At 67.4% G+C, this 18,364-nt stretch carries 14 protein-coding genes; 2 read left to right on the top strand and 12 right to left on the bottom strand.

Annotation, left to right across the window (positions count from 1 at the left end; all coding sequences use genetic code 11):
* Positions 1–266 precede the first annotated feature (266 nt).
* Positions 267–1,682, bottom strand: a complete 1,416-nt coding sequence (locus LJE69_RS18340) for a cation:proton antiporter (RefSeq protein ID WP_296927493.1) — start codon at positions 1,680–1,682, stop codon at positions 267–269.
* A 429-nt stretch (positions 1,683–2,111) separates the two neighbouring features.
* Here LJE69_RS18340 and LJE69_RS18335 point away from each other — a divergent pair, with 429 nt between their 5' ends.
* A complete protein-coding gene (locus tag LJE69_RS18335; protein WP_296927492.1) occupies positions 2,112–2,744 on the top strand; it encodes a hypothetical protein in 633 nt (210 codons plus the stop codon).
* Between the two features lie 213 nt (positions 2,745–2,957).
* Here the strand turns inward: LJE69_RS18335 and LJE69_RS18330 are convergent, their stop codons facing one another.
* From LJE69_RS18330 to zwf, 11 genes are all read right to left on the bottom strand, one after another.
* The gene (locus tag LJE69_RS18330; RefSeq protein ID WP_296927491.1) at positions 2,958–4,463 is read right to left on the bottom strand and encodes a DHA2 family efflux MFS transporter permease subunit; all 1,506 of its coding nucleotides are present in this window, start codon (positions 4,461–4,463) and stop codon (positions 2,958–2,960) included.
* Between the two features lie 19 nt (positions 4,464–4,482).
* Entirely contained in the window at positions 4,483–5,463 is a 981-nt protein-coding gene (locus LJE69_RS18325) for an HlyD family secretion protein (protein WP_296927490.1), read from the bottom strand.
* A gap of 239 nt (positions 5,464–5,702) precedes the next feature.
* Positions 5,703–6,083 carry a fluoride efflux transporter CrcB gene (gene crcB / locus LJE69_RS18320; RefSeq protein ID WP_296927489.1) on the bottom strand — a complete coding sequence of 127 codons (381 nt, stop codon included), beginning with the start codon at positions 6,081–6,083 and terminating at the stop codon, positions 5,703–5,705.
* The gene (locus LJE69_RS18315; RefSeq protein WP_296927487.1) at positions 6,080–6,505 is read right to left on the bottom strand and encodes a CrcB family protein; all 426 of its coding nucleotides are present in this window, start codon (positions 6,503–6,505) and stop codon (positions 6,080–6,082) included. Before LJE69_RS18315 ends, crcB begins: the two co-directional genes overlap by 4 nt.
* Positions 6,506–6,614: 109 nt before the next feature.
* The gene (locus tag LJE69_RS18310) at positions 6,615–8,015 is read right to left on the bottom strand and encodes a sigma-54 dependent transcriptional regulator (RefSeq protein WP_296927486.1); all 1,401 of its coding nucleotides are present in this window, start codon (positions 8,013–8,015) and stop codon (positions 6,615–6,617) included.
* The gene (locus LJE69_RS18305; RefSeq protein WP_296927485.1) at positions 8,008–9,447 is read right to left on the bottom strand and encodes an ATP-binding protein; all 1,440 of its coding nucleotides are present in this window, start codon (positions 9,445–9,447) and stop codon (positions 8,008–8,010) included. Before LJE69_RS18305 ends, LJE69_RS18310 begins: the two co-directional genes overlap by 8 nt.
* A gap of 474 nt (positions 9,448–9,921) precedes the next feature.
* Positions 9,922–10,128, bottom strand: coding sequence for a hypothetical protein (locus LJE69_RS18300; RefSeq protein ID WP_296927483.1), 207 nt, complete (start codon positions 10,126–10,128; stop codon positions 9,922–9,924).
* Positions 10,129–10,372: 244 nt separating this feature from the next.
* Positions 10,373–12,397 (bottom strand): glycogen synthase, encoded by a 2,025-nt coding sequence (locus LJE69_RS18295; RefSeq protein ID WP_296927481.1) that lies wholly within the window; start codon positions 12,395–12,397, stop codon positions 10,373–10,375.
* Between the two features lie 54 nt (positions 12,398–12,451).
* Positions 12,452–14,680, bottom strand: coding sequence for a 1,4-alpha-glucan branching protein GlgB (glgB, locus tag LJE69_RS18290; protein WP_296927480.1), 2,229 nt, complete (start codon positions 14,678–14,680; stop codon positions 12,452–12,454).
* 439 nt (positions 14,681–15,119) lie between these two features.
* A complete protein-coding gene (locus tag LJE69_RS18285; RefSeq protein WP_296927479.1) occupies positions 15,120–16,277 on the bottom strand; it encodes a glucose-6-phosphate dehydrogenase assembly protein OpcA in 1,158 nt (385 codons plus the stop codon).
* Between the two features lie 13 nt (positions 16,278–16,290).
* On the bottom strand, positions 16,291–17,838 hold the full coding sequence (gene zwf, locus LJE69_RS18280; RefSeq protein ID WP_296927478.1) for a glucose-6-phosphate dehydrogenase: 1,548 nt from the start codon (positions 17,836–17,838) through the stop codon (positions 16,291–16,293).
* Positions 17,839–18,173: 335 nt separating this feature from the next.
* Between zwf and LJE69_RS18275 the strand changes: the two genes are divergently transcribed.
* Positions 18,174–18,364, top strand: a 191-nt coding sequence (locus tag LJE69_RS18275; protein WP_296927477.1) for a hypothetical protein, incomplete at its 3' end; no start/stop codon positions are given.

Here is an 18,364-nt window from a genome sequence, read left to right as displayed (position 1 = left end):
CCGCCGGCACCTGTGGGAGCGCCGGCGTCTCGCCGGCACCTGGGAGCGCCGGCGTCTCGCCGGCCCGCGCAGCGTTAGCCGCGCTGAGGCCGCCTCCAGCGTTTCGTGTCGACCGACAAGGCCGGTAAACCCGATACACACCCGCTCGCACGGCGGCCTCCGACCAACGCGTGCGCCGGCAAACGGTCAGAGCCCGAGCCCGTGACCGGGCGCCACGGGCGGAAGTGCGTGTCGGTGTGTGAACCGTACACCACCTCGAACCCGACTCATGACGCCGGCCAGCGCCCCAACCGCGCAAGCATGGCCTCGGCCCGGGGCGACCGGGGCGAGAAGGCCCACTTCAGCGCCAGACCCGAGCCGAACGCGAGCAGGATGATGACGGCCACCAGGGCGGCGAAGAGCTGGTCGTTGATGATGTCGAGCGAGCGGCCGACGCCGACGAAGATGAGCGCCACCTCGCCGCGCGGGAGCATGCCGAGCGCAACCGTGGCGCGGTCCACGTCTGATCCCGCCACCCAGGCGGTCGTGAGCTTGCCCAGCACCGCCGCCAGCAGCAGCGCGAAGGTCAGCAGCATGGTCTGCCACTGAAGGAACACCGCCAGGTTCACCTGCATGCCGATCAGCAGGAAGAAGATGGGCGTGAAGACCGCGATCAGGGGCACGAGCATCTGCTTGGTGGTATCGCGCAGAGCCTCGTCGGAAAGGATGAGGCCAGCCGCGAAGCCGCCGACGGTGCCGCTCAGACCCAGCGAACTGCACAGCCACCCGAGCAAGAAGGCGAAGGCAAGCGGCGCCAGGAAGCGCAGCTCCGGCGGAGAGATGCGGTTGAGCTGGTGGGCGAGGGGTCCACCGAGTCTGTCCCCGAAGATCACGATGGCGGCGAGAAAGGCGACGCTGGAGACCAGGAGCCAGGCTACCGCCGGCACGTCCATGTGGCCCTTGACGACCAGCTCGATGGCAAGCGCCAGCAGCAATAGGCCGATCACGTCGTTGAGCACGCAGGCTCCCAGGATGAGCCGCCCTTCGGGCGTGGTGGCCTTGTCGATGTCTTCCAGCATGCGGGTGACAACGCCGATGCTGGTGGCGCCGAGGGTCGCCGCGATAAAGAAGCGCCCGGCAGGGGACAGGTCGAGCGGCAGGAGCCAGGCTACGACAAGCGCGATCGCGAGCGTCCCCAGCGTGCCCACTACGGCCACCTGTGCGGCATCGCGGCCGACCCCGCGCACCTGGCGAATGCCGGTCTTGAGCCCGACGTTGAATAGCAACAGGATGATGCCCAGGCTGGAGAAGAGCCACAGGCTGATGCCGGTATTGACGTTTGCCAGCGCGTGGCCGCCACTCAGGAGCTGCAGCACCTCGTGCCCCTGGCCGCCCGGGGCCAGTTCCTCCGGGCTGAAGACCTCGGACGCGGCCTGAGTGACTGAAACGCCGGTCTGCCAGACCTGATCGAATACCGGGCTGGCCGCCCCGTAGATCATGACGAACTTGAAAAACGGCAGCCCGAGCCAGTAGCCGATATTTCCCACCACCACGCCGATCAGCAGTTCACCCAGTACTGACGGCTGCCGGAAGCGGCTGGTGACCCAGCGGGCGACGATGACCATCGTCATCAACAGCGCCAGCTCCAGCATGATGCTCGCGAAGGGATCGGGCATAACTGCCTGTGTGGGCATGTCAGACATGGCTCGCATCCTGAAAGTTGTTTACGACTCGCACCGGCCACGATGGCCAGTGTTCATTTGGAGTCACAATTCATGCCAAGCCGCTGTTTACCGTCATCGCCGGGCAACGGGTGTCGGCGAATGCCGGGGCAGCAACGTGTGTTGGTTGACATGAACCAAGGGCGATGTGTCCTGTCCACCAGCACGAGCGCCGCGGCAACCCGCTCGGCGCGCCGCGCGCGTTGAAACTGCCCATGCCGCCCTGTTCGACGCCTTTGGCAAGCAAGATGCATGACAACCATGAGAGCCAAGGCTGCGCGCGCTCCCACGGGCGGCCGCGCCAGTCACTAAGGCTTGTGGGGTTCCGAGTCGAGGCTGCGCCTCGTCCGCGGTGCTTTGCCGTGGGGCTTGGGCCATGTATTCATGCTCGATGAAGCGGAGATCCTGCTCATGTCGAACGTAATCACGCACGACACGCAAGACATGCCAGACACGCACGAGGATAGGCACGAGGGATTGCCTCAACTCGTGCCACGACCGCGTAGCGGCATCGGCAAGTTCATCGTATCGGCCTTGCCATACACGGTGCTCTACGCCATTGCGGTGGTGCTCATCGCGATGACGGATCACAATCCAGCCTCGGCGCAGGATACCTGGGACTACTTCATTCCCTTGGTGGGTCTGGTCTCGATCACGAGCGGCTGGGCCTTGCATGCCGGCGACACCTGGCAGTCGCGCCTGCGTTACATCCTGCAGCAGGTCATCCACTGGGGGGCGCTGCTGCTCGTGATCCACCTGCTGTTCCAGACGGACGTGCAGCATTTTCTCCGGGCCGAAACCGATGGCTTCGTCATCGTCTATCTGCTCGGCCTGTCCGGATTGCTGAGTGGTCTCTACCTGGACTGGAAGATGGCCGTGTTCGGGCTGTTCCTGATCTTCAGCGGCGTTTTCATCGCCTACCTGGACGATAACGCGCTGCTGTTCGCCATTGGCGGCATCGCCACCATGGCCGTGGTCGGCACCGCCATCGCCTGGATCAAGTTCCACCAGCAGGGTGGAGACAGCAGCGGCAGCAGCGCCTGATCCGAACGGAGGCAACCGTGGAAACGATGCCGAGGGAAGGCTCAACCGGCGCAGGCTGCAAGAGTAAAGTGCTCCGGCGGCGGGGCAGGGTGCTCCGCCGTGGGAGCGGCGTCCCCGCCGCGATCGCGATCGCCCCGCCCGGGCTCCGTGTCGCGCCGAGGACGGCGCTCCCACGGCGCCGGCCCGAGCCTGTCCCGCGCCCGGCAGGGCAGGCTAATGCCCCTTGCCCGGCTTCAATAGCAACAGCAGCGGCGCCATAAACACGAAGCTCAGCGCGATGAGCTCGAAGACCTGCGTGAACGCGACCATCGATGACTGACGACTCAGCTCGTTGGCCAGTAGTATCGCTGCCCTGGGATCGCTGAGGGTGAGTCCTTGCACCTGGAGCCAGTGCTCCAGCGCCGGATTGAAGGGGTTGATGTAGCCGCCGAGCCGGTTCCAATCGGCCTGGCCGAGCCTGGTGTACCAGGTCGCGGCGATGGAGATGCCGATGGAACTGCCGACGCTGCGCGCCAGGTTGTAGAGGCCGGCACCGGCGTCGGTCGCCTCTGCCGGCAGCGTCGCATAGGCCAGGGTCGAGAGGGTCACGAAGATGGACCCCATGCCGAGCCCTTGCAGCACGCTCGGCCAGATCAGCCAGCCCGGGCTGATCTGGAGGTTGTACCACGACATGATCCAGGTCGCGGTGCCGGCCACGACCATGCCGGTGGCGATGATCCAGCGCGCGTCGACCCTGCCGGAGATCCGCGCGATGATGAACATGCCGAGCGCTGCCCCGAACCCCCGCGGTGCCATCACCAGGCCGGTCGTCTCCACCGGGTAATTCAGCAGCCGCTCCATCAGCAGCGGCTGGATGGCGATGGTGCCGAACAGCGCGAGCCCGAACACCAGCATCAATAACGAGGCGAGCGCCAGGTTACGGTCGCCGAACAGGCGCAGATCCACGATGGGCTGCTTTGCGGTCAGTCCGCGCCAGGCGAACAGCGCGAGCCCCACCACCGCCGTGAAGGTCAGCAGCACGATGAAGTCCGAGGTCCACCAGCCTTCCTCGTTGCCGCGGTCGAGCAGAGTTTGCAGACTGCCGATGCCGACGATCATGAAGAGCGCTCCCAGCCAGTCCGTACCGGTCTCCCGGCGCGGGGTCTCGCGGATGTAGCGCGCCACCATTGCCAGGTTGAGCAGCCCCACCGGCAGGTTGATGTAGAACACCCAGCGCCAGTTGAGGTGCTCGGTGACGATGCCGCCGACCGTGGGCCCGAGGATGGGCCCGAGCATGACGCCGATACCCCAGATGGCCATGCCCTTGCCGCGCTTGTCCGCCGGGAACAGGCCAACCAGCACGCCTTGGGAGAGCGGGATCAGTGGCGCACCGGCGACACCCTGGATCAGCCGGAAGAACACCATCTGCGTCAGCGACTCGGCGAGGCCGCAGGCGGCCGATGCGAGCACGAAGCCGGCAATGCCGTAGAGCATGACCCGGCGCCGGCCGAAGCGCCCGGCCAGCCAGCCGGTGAGCGGTATCGTGATCGCCTCGGCGACGATATAGGCGGTCAGCACCCAGGTGACCTGGTCCGCCGTCGCGCCGAGCGCGCCCATCATATGTGGCAGCGTGACGTTGACGATGGTCATGTCCATGATGGCCATGACGGTGGTCAGCATCACGGCCGCAATGGGCAGGATGCGGTCCGCGGGCTTCAGGTCGTTGCCGGGCTCTGCCATGTCGGTGCGCCGCTGCGGGCTAGTCCACGGTGGTGTTCACGGTGACCTCGGCACTGGCTCCGACACGCAACTGCGGTGTCGGGTCGAGGACGCGGATGCGCACGGCGAAGCGCTGCGTCACCTTGACCCAGTTGCCGGTGGCGTTTTCCGGTGGCAGCAGCGAGAACGCGGTCCCGGAGGCCGGACTCAGCCCCTCCACTTTGCCCTTGAATTGCCTGTCGGGCACCGCGTCGACGCTGATCGATGCCGGCTGTCCGGGCTGGATGCGGGGCAGGTCTGTCTCCTTGAAGTTGGCGTCCACCCAGACGTCGTGACTTTCCACCAGCGCGAACAGGGGATTGCCGGCATCGACATAGCTGCCGGGGCGCAGGTCGAAGTTGCCGACGACGCCGTCGGCTGGCGCGTAGATGCGGGTGTGCTGCAGGTCGAGCTTTGCCTGTGCCAATGCGGCCTGGGCGGACTTGATCGAGGCATTGTTCTCACCGAGCGCCCCGCGCGCCGCCTTGGCGGCCACCAACTCCGCCCGAGCGCTGTTGAGTGCGGCCTGGGCATCGAGCTTGTCCTGCTCGGCGCTGTCGCCCATATCCCGCGACGCGGAGCCCTTGGCCACCAGCGCCTCGATGCGCTGGGCGTGGCGCGATGCCTCTGATGCGTTGGCCTTGGCGGAGGCCACCTTCGCCTCGGCGGCATTCACGCGTGCGTCGGCGGCCGCCAGGTCTTCCTGGGCCTGCTGGAGCTGTGCCTCGGCGTGGCGCACCGCCAGCTCGAAGGGCGCCGGGTCGATGGTGAGCAGGAGCTCGTCGCCCTTGACCGCCTGATTGTCGCTGATCAATACGGTCTTGATCGGGCCGCTCACCTGGGCAGCGATGTGTACGACATGGCGCCCGACATAGGCGTCGCTCGTCGACGGATGGTGGCTGGCATAGATGTGGTACCACCAGCCGGCGCCCGCAAGCACCGCGATGACCGGGATACCGATGAGTACATGACGCAGCTTCATCGCCGCTGTCTCCTGCTATTGCGCAAATGGGCTGCCAGGGTTTGCGATGTCCGCGGGAGTTGCCATCGCAGGCGGGTGTCCGAGGGCCACCCGGCGGCGCTTGACGTGCAGCTGACCTGCCGGCGGATCTGGTGCGGCGGACCCGTCGTCCAAGGATCTCGCTCCTGACGTTTGATAAGCGGAGGTCGGTTGTCGAGGACAAAGTCACGGCAGACCTCCAGAGGATGCTGTCCCGGCCCTCACTGTGCCGGGATCTGCCGGCCGATGAACAGTCCCAGCCACAGCGCGGCCAGGCACAAGATCAGGCTCAGCACGATGTTCAGGGCCGCGTGCAGCGGCGTGAAGCGCCGGTGCAGCGACAGGCTCTGATAGGCGAAGCTCGAGAAGGTGGTGAAGCCGCCGCAGAAGCCGTGGAGGAACTGTTCCAGTTCCTTGGTATTCCACTGCACCGGGTTGGGCATCCAGCCGATGCCGATGCCGAGCACCAGACAACCGACCACATTGACGATGAGTGTCGACAACGGAAAGCGGTGCGTGATGCGCAGCGTGATGAGGAATCGGGCGAGTGCGCCGAGGCCCCCGCCCAGTCCGAACAGGCCATGCAGCAGAAGCGCGCTCATGGCGCCTTGCCGGTGTGTTGCCCGAGCAGGTCACCGAGATAGGCGGCGGCGACGCCGAGTACGACGGAGCCCGCGACATCGGCGGTCATGGCCAGCATCTCACCCTCGGAGGCCAGGTTGAAGACCTGGTCGGTGAAGTGCGAGAAGGTTGAGAACCCGCCGCAGAAGCCGACGGCGGCGAACTGGAGCAGGTGATGGTGCAGGCGATCCTGCGCCCCGTACAGCCAGCCCACCAGGAAGCAGGCGCTGACATTCACCAGCAGCACGACGACCCAGGGCGGCAGCTCGGGCAGCATCGGCGTCAGCAGCTCCCGGGTGATCGAGCCCAGCGCGCCGCCGAGGAAGACCAAGACGAGCAGAGGCGCCATCTCCCGCGGCGTGATCGGTGCCGGGGCGGGAGGGGCTTGGGGCTCACGTGCCATGTACAAACATCTCCTTGGATTGGTCTCGGCTGCTGGCCCGGTTGCCGCGCCGGCTGGCGGTCCAGTCGCCGCTCCAGTCGCTGGCCCGGTTGCCCGCCTCGGCGCCGGCTCAGTCGGTGGCCTTCAGGCCATACTTCTGCACCCGGTAGCGGAGCTTCTCGCGCGTCGTGCCCAGCACCCGCGCCGTCAGGCTGACGTTCGCGGCGTTGCGGCGCAGCGCCTCGTCGAGGATGGCACGCTCCATCGCATCCAGGGTCAGGCTGCCGTCCAGCGGCAGGCAGATCCGCTCGCCTTCCGCGAGCGTCCCCGGCTGCGTGCCATCGGTCGCGGCCGCGGCCTCGCCCAGATGCAGCCAGTGTTCGGGAAACACCGGGCCGTCGGCGAGCAGCACGCAGCGCTCCACCACGTTCCTCAGCTCACGCACGTTGCCGGGCCAGTGGTAGCCCTTGAGCCGGCCCCAGACCGACGTCGGGATCGTATCGACGCGCTGGCCGGAGCGGGCATTGAACTCGCCGATGAGCACGGGTAGCAAGTCCTCGATGTCGTCCTTGCGCTCGCGCAGCGCCGGCACCTCCAGCCGAAAGACGGCGAGGCGGTGATAGAGATCCGGCCGAAAGGCGCCTTCCGCCACCCGCTGCTCCAACGGTTGGTTCGTGGCGGCGATGACTTGGATGTCCACCTCCAGCTCCCGCTCTCCGCCGATCCGCCGCACCCGGCGGTCCTCGATGGCCTTCAGCAGCTTGGCCTGCAGGTCCAACGCCAGCTCGCCCAGCTCGTCGAGAAACAGCGTCCCGCCGTTGGCCTGCTCGATGAGCCCGCGCCGGCGCCCCTTGGCACCGGTGAATGCGCCCGCCTCGTGGCCGAACAGCTCGGCCTCCATCAGCTCTTTGGGCAACGCGGCGCAGTTCACCTCGATGAGCGGGCCCGAGGCGCGCGGGCCGGTGTTGTGCAGGATGCGCGCGGTCAATCCCTTGCCGGTACCGGTCTCGCCGGTGAGCAGGAGCCCCGAGAAGGGCACCTCGGACAGCCGCGTCAGCATGTTGCGAAACCTGGTCGCGGCCGCGCTGTGGCCGATGAAGGCGTCGGGAGAGTAGCGGTTGCCGCGCAGGCGCTCCTCGTCGCGCAGCCGGCGCTGCGCGCGGGCGCTGCGGGCGGCACCGGCGACGACGATCTGCAGCCGCTCCAGCTCGCAGGGCTTTTCCAGGAAGTCGAAGGCGCCGAGCTTCAGCGCGCGCACGGATTCGGGGATGCCGCCATAGGCGGTGAGGAAGATCCACTCCCCCGCGACGCCGCGGCCGCGCACCTTTTCCAGCAGGTCCAGCGCGTTGCCGTCCGGCAGGCTCATGTCCGACAGCACCACCAGGGGCTCCAGGTTTCGCTCCACCAGCAGGCGCTCCGCCTCGGCGAGGTCGAAAGCCTGTACGGCGTCCCAGCCGCTCGCTACCAGCTCCGAGCGGAGCTCGTCGCCGAGCAGGCGCTCGTCCTCGATAATCAGCAGGGCGTCAGGCATGGTCGAGCGCTCCGGATGCGTCGGCGGACGCGCAGGGCAGGCGCAGGGTCACCACCGCGCCGTGGGGCTCCCGGTTGGCGAGCTGGAGGTCGCCGTCGTGATCGCGGACGAAGCGCCGGACCATGGCCAGTCCAAGCCCGGTGCCGCCCTGACGCCCGGTGGCGAAGGGCCGGATGCCCGCGCGCAGCAGCTCGGCTGGAAAGCCGGGACCGCTGTCGCTGACACTGATGCTGAGCTCGGTGTCCGCGCGCTCGGCGGCGATCTCGATGCGCCCCGTCGCCGGCATGGCCTGCACGGCATTCAGCACCAGGTTGAGCAGGGTCTGGCGCAGGCCCGCCACCGGCAGCAGGCAGCGCAGCTCGCCCGGCACGCGGGCGTCGATCTGGACCCCGTCCGGAACCTGGTAGCGCAGCAGGGTCAGGAGCTCGGCAACGAGCCGGTCGACGGCGACCACCTCCAGCGGCTCCGGCGAGTGGCGCGCGGCGTCCACCTGGCTCGTGAGCAGGTGATTGATGCGCGTGAGCTCGTCGATGACCGCCGCGATGCGGGCGGCGTGCTCGCTATGTCCCAGCGCCCGATGCAGCTTGCCGCAAGCCATCTGGATGCCGGCCAGTGGGTTGCGCAGCTCGTGCGCCAGGCCCGCCGAGACCGCGCCCACCGCGGCGAGCCGCTCGGCGCGGCCGAGCTCGCGGCTCTGCGCCAGCAGCGCCTCGGTGGCGCGGCGCACCTCGTGCTCCAGGGTCTGCTCGCGGTCGCGGTGCTCGGACTCCAGCTCCTTCAGGCGCGAGACCAGCGCGTTGTAGCTGTGAAAGGCGGGCTGTGCCAGGCCATCCATCTCGTCGATGACCGTCCCCGGCACCGGCCGATAATCCTTGCGGCCGAGGCGTCCGAGCAGTTCCTCCAGCGCCCGCAGTGGCTGTCTGGCGCGGCGCTGCACGGTCAGCAGGGAGGCACCGAGCAGCAGCGGGACGGTCAACAGCAGCAGTGCAGTCAGGGTGATCTCCGTCCGTGCGTCTTCCTGGCCTCGGGTCAGGAGCTCATTGTGGCGTTCGCGCTCGCCATCCAGCACCTGCCGCATCTCGGCCAGCGTCCGGAACAGCACGTCCTCGGGGTGCGCCGCGGTCGTGCCGAGCTGCGCCTCGATCTGCGCCAGTCGGGTCGCGGTGTCCGGATGCAACGCTCCCTCGGCGCGGGCGATTGTCGCGACCTCGGTTCGAAGCTCCAGGAGCTGCGAGGGCTGGATCGGTTGCCCTCGCAAGTCGCTCAGCAGGGTCTGCTCCATGCTCAACGCTACGTCCTCGATGTGCTGGATGTGGTCAAGGTGGGCCTCGATGGGCTCCAGGCGATGCAGATTGCGCCAGGATACGAACAGCATGCTCAGCAGCACGGCCACCACCACGCCCGCCGACATCCAGAGCGGGAGCCACAGCATCTGCCGAACCACGAGCGGGCTGTCCGTCCCAGTGCTGGTCAGATGGCCGCGATTTCCGAATGACATCGTGCATTCGCCCTCGTTGGCCCGCACGGGCCCTTGGTGGAGCCGGGCGAGCGCCGCCCGGGCTGGTCGGCAGGGTGCCGATCGTTGCGCCCGTCGCGCATTGGCCGGCCGGATCGGCGCGTCGCGCAAGCGCCCCCCGCTGTTTAAGCAAACTTCGTACCGGTTGCCAAACACCCGAGCAATCGGGTCCAGAGGGCGAATGATCCATCTGTTGCTGGTTGACTACAACCAACCTGGCTGCCATCAACCAGGAGGAAGGTCTCGTGACATATGGTTGTCGGCACCGAGCGTCGGGCTGGCTTCCTCGAAGCGGTGGCGACGAACTGGCCGTGATGCCCGACGGCGAGTTGGTCGAGGCGTCATTGCGTTTGTGCGCGAGGGCGGGATTCGTCTCGTCTCACGGCGCCCTCAGCCGGGCGCCGAGACCACCCAGCCGGCATCGTCGCGGCGGCTCGCGACCAAGGCCTCCAGCGAGTCGATCTCCGGCACCTGCTGGCGCAGGATCCCGTCGCCAAGGCTGTACGTCCAGCCGTGCACGATCAGCCGGCGGCCCTGTTTCCAGGCGTTCTTGACGATGGTGGTGTTACAGACGTTCGTCACTTGCTCGGTGAGCAAGAGGCCGGAAAGGGCGCCGATGGGGCGCGCACCGTAACCGCCTGATTGTCGTGCCTGCTTCGTCGGCCCGACCTACGGGGGCATGCTCGACGCTCACGCGCGCGGCGGCGGCGCGCCGGTGTCGATGAGCCCGCCCCGTTTCATGGCGTTGAGCCTGGACGGGGCAGTGCTCGCGATCGCCTACGATGACGACCTGACGCCTGGCTATGAACGGCCTGCGTCGGGCTTGCCCCCCGTTCCGGCCTCAGCGGTTGCGGATGAAGTCGTAGATGTTCAGATAATCCTGTCCGGGGTGATTCCAGGAATAGTCTGAGCGCATGGCATTCTTCATCAGCTCGCGGAAGTGCTCCGGGAATTGGTAGTAGCAATCAATGGCGCGACCGAGGGCGGACTCCAGCCCGGGTGGGTCGTAGTTGTCGAAACGGTAGCCGTTGCGCTCGTGCAGCGGGCGGTCCGAGAAGTCCTTGTCGAACACGGTGTCGGCCAGTCCGCCGACGGTGCGCACCACGGGGATGGTGCCGTAGCGCAGCGCGATGAGCTGAGTGAGGCCGCAGGGCTCGAACTGGCTCGGCACCAGCATGATGTCGGCACCGGCGTAGATCAGGTGGGACAGGTCTTCGTCGAAGCCGATCTCCAGGTGGCAGTCGGGGCTGTCGTTCAGCATGTGCTTGAGGCCCCAGAAGTCGTTGTTGATCTGCTGGTCCGGGCTGGAGCCCAGCAGCACGAACTGGGCACCGTGCTCGAGGGAATAGAAGATCGCATGACGGACCAGATCGAGGCCCTTCTGCGGGTCGAGCCGGCCGATGAAAGCGACGATGGGCTTCTCGTTGTCGGCCAGCATGAGGCGATGGCGCAGGGCACGCTTGTTGTCGTACTTGGCGTCGATGTTGTCGACGCCGTAAGGAACCGGCAGGTGGTGATCCACCTCCGGGTTCCAGACATCGTAGTCGATGCCGTTGACGACGCCGCCATACTTCATGTGGTGCGTGTGCAAGGTCGGCTCCAGACCGAAGCCTTGGCCGCCGTCCTTGGTCTCGAAGGCATAGCGCGGTGACACCGTGGTGATAAAGTTCGAATAGACAACGCCCGCCTTGAGCAGGTTTAGCGCATTCTTGTGGGTGTTGTCGCCCATGCGCAGCCGGTCGAAGAAGCGCTCCGGCTGATGCAGCCCGGTGGCGCGCAGCAGCTCGGCGCCGGTTACGCCCTGGTGCTTGTAGTTGTGGATGGTGAGGCAGACGCGCGGATGGGTCATGCCGAGCTGCTGGTAGAACTCGTAGAGGAATACCGGCACCAAGGCGGTCTGCCAGTCATGGCAGTGAATGATGTCCGGATGCTTGCCGGCCTTCCACAGGAACTCCATGGCCGCCCGGGAGAAGAAGGCGTAGCGGAAGACGTCGTCGGCGAAGCCGTAGATGCCGCCGCGGTTGAAGAAGTTGTCGTGGGAGTGCGGCTCGATGAAGAAGCACTTGCGGTCGTGCACGAAGCCGAAGTACACGGTGCAATGGACGGCTCCTTCATACCACGGCACCCAGAGGTCACGGTAGACCTCGTGCAGCTCGTAGATATGGTCGTAGCGCAGGGTGTCGTATTTCGGCAGGATGATCTCGACGTGGTTGCCGCGAATCGCCAGCTCGCGGCTCAGTCCGAAGACCACATCGGCAAGGCCGCCGACCTTGGCTACCGGCGCCATCTCCGGCGTGATCTGGACGATGAACAGGCTCGGCCGGTGCTCATGATAGGCGGATGGGGGAGGCGGCTCGTGCTGCGGCTCGGGATGGGGCTCGGGCTCGGGCTGGTAGCCGGAGTCGGGACGGTCCTCGGGCGTTGGCTCCGGTTCCGGCCCACGATCCCGGGAGGTCGTTGGCTGCTCGGGCGCTTTCGCGCTCGGCTCGACTGCCGGTGCTGGCGCCGGCTTTGGCTTTGGCGTCGGCTTCGCTTTCCGCGCCGGCGCCGGCTGCGCCATCGACTCCGGCGGTGCGGTCACGGTCGTGCTTGGCTCGGCGCGGGTGAACGCGTGGACCAGCGGCATCGGGCGCAGCGCAGCGGTCTCCTCGCCGGCGCGAATCCGGGGCAGCAGCGGCTTCGCGGTGGTCTCGGGCGCCGGCGGTGCCGGGGTCGCCTTCGTCGGTGCCGCGGTGGCGGTGCCGGCCGCCGCCTTGGCCTTGGCCCCAGCGGCTTTCTTGGCGGCGCGCTTCTTCGTGGTCTTGCTGGTCTCGGCCGCGGTCGTCTCTGTGACCGCGCTCTTCTTCGGGGTCGGCTTGTTTGCCATATCAGACAGCCTACAGCGTCAGTGAGCTCATTGTGGTCGCGCGAAATCCGCGACTCAGTCTTCGGGGCCTGCCTCGGTGACCCTTGCCGAGTCCTCGGCCGGCGCCGTCGGTTTCAGTACGATCGCGGCGAGCGGCGGCAGGGTCAGCACGAGGGAGTCGGGGCGGTTCATCCAATCGACGGTCTCGGTCGGGATCGGCTCGTCGCCGTTGCCCATCCCGCTGCCGCCGAATTCGGGCGCATCGGAGTTGAAGATCTCCCGGTATGCGCCGGCGGCGGGCACGCCGATGCGGTAGCCCTCTCGTGGCACGGGCGTGAAGTTGAGCGCGATCACCAGATGGTCTTCGCCATTAGCGGTTTCGGCCGGTGCACGCCGCTGGAAGACCAGCACGGAATTGTGCGCGTCATGACAGTCGATCCACTCGAAGCCGTGCGGCTCGAAGTCCTCTGCATGCAAGGGCACCTCGGCCCGGTGCAGGCCGTTCAGCGTGCGCACCAGCTTCTGTATGCCTTGGTGGAAGGGATATTCCAGTACGTACCAGTCCAACACCGCGGTGCTGTTCCATTCCTCGCCCTGACCGAATTCACTGCCCATGAATAACAGCTTCTTGCCGGGATGGGTGTACATGTAGCTGAAGAGCAGCCGCAGGTTGGCGAAGCGCTGCCATTCGTCGCCGGGCATGCGATACAGCAGCGAGTGCTTGCCGTGGGTGACCTCGTCGTGGGAGAACGGCAGCAGGAAGTTCTCCGTGAACGCGTAGATCATGCTAAAGGTCAGCTCGTTCTGATGATACTGCCGGTGGATCGGGTCGTTTTTGAAGTACTCCAGCGTGTCGTTCATCCAGCCCATGTTCCATTTCAGGTCGAAGCCGAGTCCGCCGACGTAGGTCGGCCGGCTCACCTGCGACCACGAGGTGGACTCCTCCGCCATCATGAGCGCCCCCGGTACTTGCTCGTGGACGACCTCGTTGAGCTCGCGCAGGAAGGCGATGGCCTCCAGGTTCTCCCGCCCGCCGTGGCGGTTGGGCACCCAGTCGGTGCGGGAGTAGTCCAGGTACAGCATGGAGGCCACCGCGTCCACACGCAGGCCGTCGATGTGGAACTCCTCCAGCCAGTAGAGTGCACTGGAGATCAGGAAGTTCTTCACCTCGTTGCGACCGAAGTTGAAGATCAGCGTTGACCAGTCCATGTGCTCGCCGAGGCGCGGGTCCGCGTGCTCGAACAGCGCTGTGCCGTCGAAGCGGGCGAGGCCGTGGGCATCCTTCGGAAAGTGGGCCGGTACCCAGTCCAGGATCACGCCGATGCCGTTGGCATGACAATGATCCACCAGCCAGCGGAAGTCCTCCGGGCTGCCGAACCGGCTGGTGGGGGCATAGTAACCGGTGGTCTGGTAGCCCCAGGACAGGTCGAACGGATGCTCGGTGACGGGCATGAGCTCGATGTGGGTGAAGCCGAGATCGCGCACGTAGCTCACCAAACGCTCGCCCAGCTCCCGATAATTCAGCATCTCGCCCTCGGGACCGCGCTGCCAGGAACCCGGATGGACCTCGTAGATGGACATCGGGCTGTGCAGCCAGTCGTGCTCCTTGCGGGCGGCGAGCCAGCCGTCGTCGCGCCATTGAAAGCCGCTCGGCGGCTCGACGATGGATGCCGTGCTGGGGCGCACCTCGAAGCGCCGACCATAGGGGTCTGACTTGAGCGCGATGGCGCCCTCGCGGGTGCGGATCTCGAATTTGTAGAGCACGCCGGGCGCGAGGTCCGGAATGAAGAGTTCCCAGACGCCGTTGCCATGGATGCGCATCGGGTGGCGGCGTCCGTCCCAGCCGTTGAAGTCGCCGACCACGCTGACGCGGGCCGCATGAGGTGCCCAGACCGAGAACAGGACGCCGGCGACGCCGTCGGTCTCGTGCACACGCGCGCCGAGCAGCCGATATGCGTGCCAGTGCTTGCCCTCGCCGAACAGGTGCATATCGAAATCCGGCAGCTGCGGCGGGAAGCAGTAGGGGTCGTGGGCGATGTGCTCGCGGTGCGCGTTGTCGCGCCAGATCAGCCGATAGCGCTCCGGCACGTCCGCGGCCGGTCCGCGCCACTCGAAGATGTCGGTGCCCTCGATCCGGTCCATGGCGCGATTGCCGTCGGCGATGGTCACCGTCTCCGCACCGGGCAGCATCACCCGGACACAGACGTCGTCTCCGTCCGGATGCCGCCCGAGGACCGCGAACGGGTCGCCGTGGCTGGCATCCATGATCTGCTGCAGGGCGTTGTCGAGCTGGGGCTGGCTCATCCTCGGTACCTCTTGGGATGTGGTTCGGGTCCTGCCGCCAATGACGGGACGGCGAGTCGTGCGAGTGACAGTTCGCCGCACATTATGCGGGCTTTTGAGCCGCTGTCGCGGTGCAATCGCGCAGGCTGGTCGGCTCGAAGGGGCTTCACGCCAGGGCGTGCAGGACCGGCGCGGCAGGCAATCGCCAAAGCAGGCATGGCACAGCCCGTCTGACGCCACCCGGAGCGCCGGCATCTTGCCGGCAACTGGGAGCGCCGGCATCTTGCCGGCGACTGGGACGGCCGGCTTCCAGCCGCCCGCTTGGACACTGCCATGCCAGCATCGACGCGACGTCTTGAATGCATCCCAAACCGGGGGCGGGACGCCCCCGATCCCAGTGGCCGGCTGGAAGCCGGCGCTCCCAGCGGCGGGCGCTCCCGGTGGCGAGGGCGGGGTGGCGCTATTGGCTCAGCGTCGCGGCATCTTTGGCCTTCATCACCTTGGCCATGGCCTCCGAGATGGCGATGGCGTCGGTGAAGAGCGCGTCGCCGGCGCGGTGCGCGAGCTGGGCGGCGACCATCTGCTCCAGGCGCTGCTCGGGGGCGGGAATGGAGGAGGGGAGTAGCGCCGGGTCGCTCGGGAAGTGGCGGATGTAATGGCCTTCATGGCGATAGTCGGCGGAGCCGGCGGGCTGCTCGCCGTCGCCATGCCAGGCGATGCGCATCTGGTCGATCAGCGCTGCTCCCTCGTTGTCGCGGTGCACCTTGATCTGGATCGGTCGAGGGTTGCCCCCCCCGGCATTGGATCTTCCGGTGCCGCGCTCGAACTGCCAGGTGAGCTGGTCGCCGGTCTTCGCGATGCCCTGCCGCGGCTGCCAGCCCAGGCGGCAGGCGAGCCAGCCCAGCAGCAGCCACGCCAGCGGCAGCGCGTGCGGTCCGTGCCTCAGCTCGATGGCATCGATGCGTTGCAGCGCGCCCGGCACCAGGGTCGGCGCCAGGCTCTGCGCCAGGATGCGCCGCCAAGGCTTGAGCCGGCGCCAGGCGAGATTGAAGATCACGGTGCGGTGACTCTTCGCCCAGCGCGTCATCGCCAGCACGGCACGCGGCGGGTCGGACCAGCCGACGCTGTCGTAGATGATCTGCTCCGCCATGGGCGCGAAGGCGTCGAATACCGCACCGGCAAGCGCCGGCGGCCGCGGGCTCAGCCACCACATCGCGCTCGGCAGATCGGCGATCAACAGCGAGCGCACCACGGAGGCCGCACGCTCGGCGCTGCTCGCACCGAAGCGCAGCTCGATGTGCTCGGCACAGAGCTGGGTGCCGTCGCTGGTGCGCCGGCAATGCGCCGTGACCCAGGCGCGCACGTCGTCCCCGGGGTGGTCCGCGATCAGCGCCAGGACCAGCACCCGGGCGGGATGATGCTGCACCAGCAGGGGGATGCGGTTGGCGGCGTCCAGGGCCTGCGCCTCGCCGTCGCAGAAGATCATGACGTTGGACATCGACGCGCGGGTGACGGTGCCGCGGCCGCCCTTCTGCTGGCCGTCGATGGTCGCCCAGATCGCCGCGAGCTCGCGCTCGATCTGGACCGGATCGATGTAGTCGTCGGGGGAGCGGTCCATGGGGCTCAGGCTCCTAGAGCTGGCGCCAGGCATGGCCGTCGGCATCGATGAGCCGATCTGCCTCGACGGGGCCCCAGGTGCCGGCCGGGTACTCCGGCAGCCAGCGCTCGCCGCTCGCCTCCCAGGCGTCCAGGATCGGCTGAATCCACTGCCAGGATGCCTCCACGGCGTCGTCGCGCATGAACAGGGTGGCGTCGCCGACGATGACGTCCAGCAGCAGCCGCTCGTAGGCCTCGGGGGACTGATCGCCGAAGGTGGAGCCGTAGCGGAAGTCCATCTTCACGGGGTAGATCCGCACCTTCGGCCCCGGCAGCTTGCTGCCGATGCGCAGGGACATGCCCTCGTCCGGCTGGATGCGCAGCGCCAGTACGTTCGGCTCCAGCGGGTGGTCGGTGTCGGTGTTGAACAGCATGTGCGGCACCGCCTTGAACTGCACCGCCACCTCGCTGACCCGCTTCGGCATGGCCTTGCCGGTGCGGATGTAGATCGGCACGCCGGCCCAGCGCCAGTTGTCGATGAACACCCGCAGCGCGACGTAGGTCTCGGTGGTGGAGTCGGCCGCCACGCGCTCCTCGCGGCGGTAGCCCGGCGCGTTCTTGCCGCGGTAAAAGCCCGATGCGTACTGGGCGCGGACCGCGTGCCGGTCCACGTCGCGGCTGCGGATGGGGCGCAGGCACTGCAGCAGGTCCAGGCGGCGGTCACGGATCACGTCGGCGCGCATGCTCCAGGGCGGCTCCATGGCGATCAAGGACAAGAGCTGGAGGATGTGGTTCTGCACCATGTCGCGCAGCGCGCCGGCGGTCTCGTAGTAGCCGGCGCGGGTGCCGACGCCCTCCGCCTCGGCCACCGTGATCTGCACGTGGTCGATGTACTTGGAGTTCCACAGCGGCTCGAAGATGGAGTTGCCGAAGCGCATCGCGAGAATGTTTTGCACCGTCTCCTTGCCGAGGTAGTGATCGATCCGGTAGAGCTGGTGCTCGGCAAAGCAGGCCTTGAGTGAGCGGTTGACGGCGCGCGCGCTCGGCAGGTCGCGGCCGATGGGCTTTTCGACAATCAGCCGGGTGAAGGGCAGCGGCTGATCGGCCGGCGCGACCAGTCCGCCGTCGTGCAGCCCGAAGACGCAGGTGTCGATGAAGCTCGGCGGAATGGCGAGGTAGTAGACCCGGCTACCGGGGATGCCGAACTGCGGCTCCAGCGCTTCCAGCCGTGCTTTGAGTGCGGCATAGGAGGCCGCATCGCTGAAATTGCCCTGCTGGTAGAACAGGTGCCCGGCGAAGTCCTCCCAGTCCTCCTCGCTCAAGCTCCGCCGCGAGAAGGTCTCGATGCCCTCGCGGGCGAATTCGCGGAAGGACTCGTCCGTGAGCGCGTCGACGGCGAACCCCACCACCGCGAACTGGGTCGGCAGCAGCCCGTCCAGCGCGAGGTTGTAGAGTGCCGGGATCAGCTTACGGCGCGACAGGTCGCCGGCGCCGCCGAAGATGACCATGGTGCAGGCCTGGGGGAGCAGCTTGTCGGCCAGGCCCGAGGTCAGCGGGTTCTCGTCGAACTGGATGTCGTTCATGATGCCTTGCTCGCCCCTTTGCCGCCGTTGTCTCGGTTGCGCATCACCCACTGCCGCGACCCGTCTGATCGCCGTCATGCCGACCCGCGCCGCCAATGCACCCCGCGCCTGCGCGCTGCGCGAACCATAACCGCGGCGTTACCTGCATCACAACCATGGCTTGCCGCAGGGTAAGCCGTGTGCCAAACGGGAAACATGGCACTGCCGCGCGGATGGCTCGCCCCGGCGTCGTCCGTGGGCGCGGCGTGCCCGCCGCAACGCGCCGACGCCAAGCTTAAGTGCAGAATCCAGCGCTCCACGAGCGTGCCCAGATCCCTGATTGGAAGGTGCTGACGTTGCACCAACTCGCCGGCTACTCGGAGCGCCGGCGTCCCGCCGGCAACTGGGAGCGCCGGCGTCCCGCCGGCTACTGGGAGCGCTGGCGTCCCGCCGGCTACTGGGAGCGCTGGCGTCCCGCCGGCTACTGGGAGCGCTGGCGTCCCGCCGGCTACTGGGAGCGCTGGCGTCCCGCCGGCTACTGGGAGCG

It is taken from the genome of Thiohalocapsa sp. (genome assembly GCF_022340605.1).
Taxonomy (GTDB): domain Bacteria; phylum Pseudomonadota; class Gammaproteobacteria; order Chromatiales; family Chromatiaceae; genus Thiohalocapsa.
This window is presented reverse-complemented; position numbering and strand designations above follow the sequence as displayed.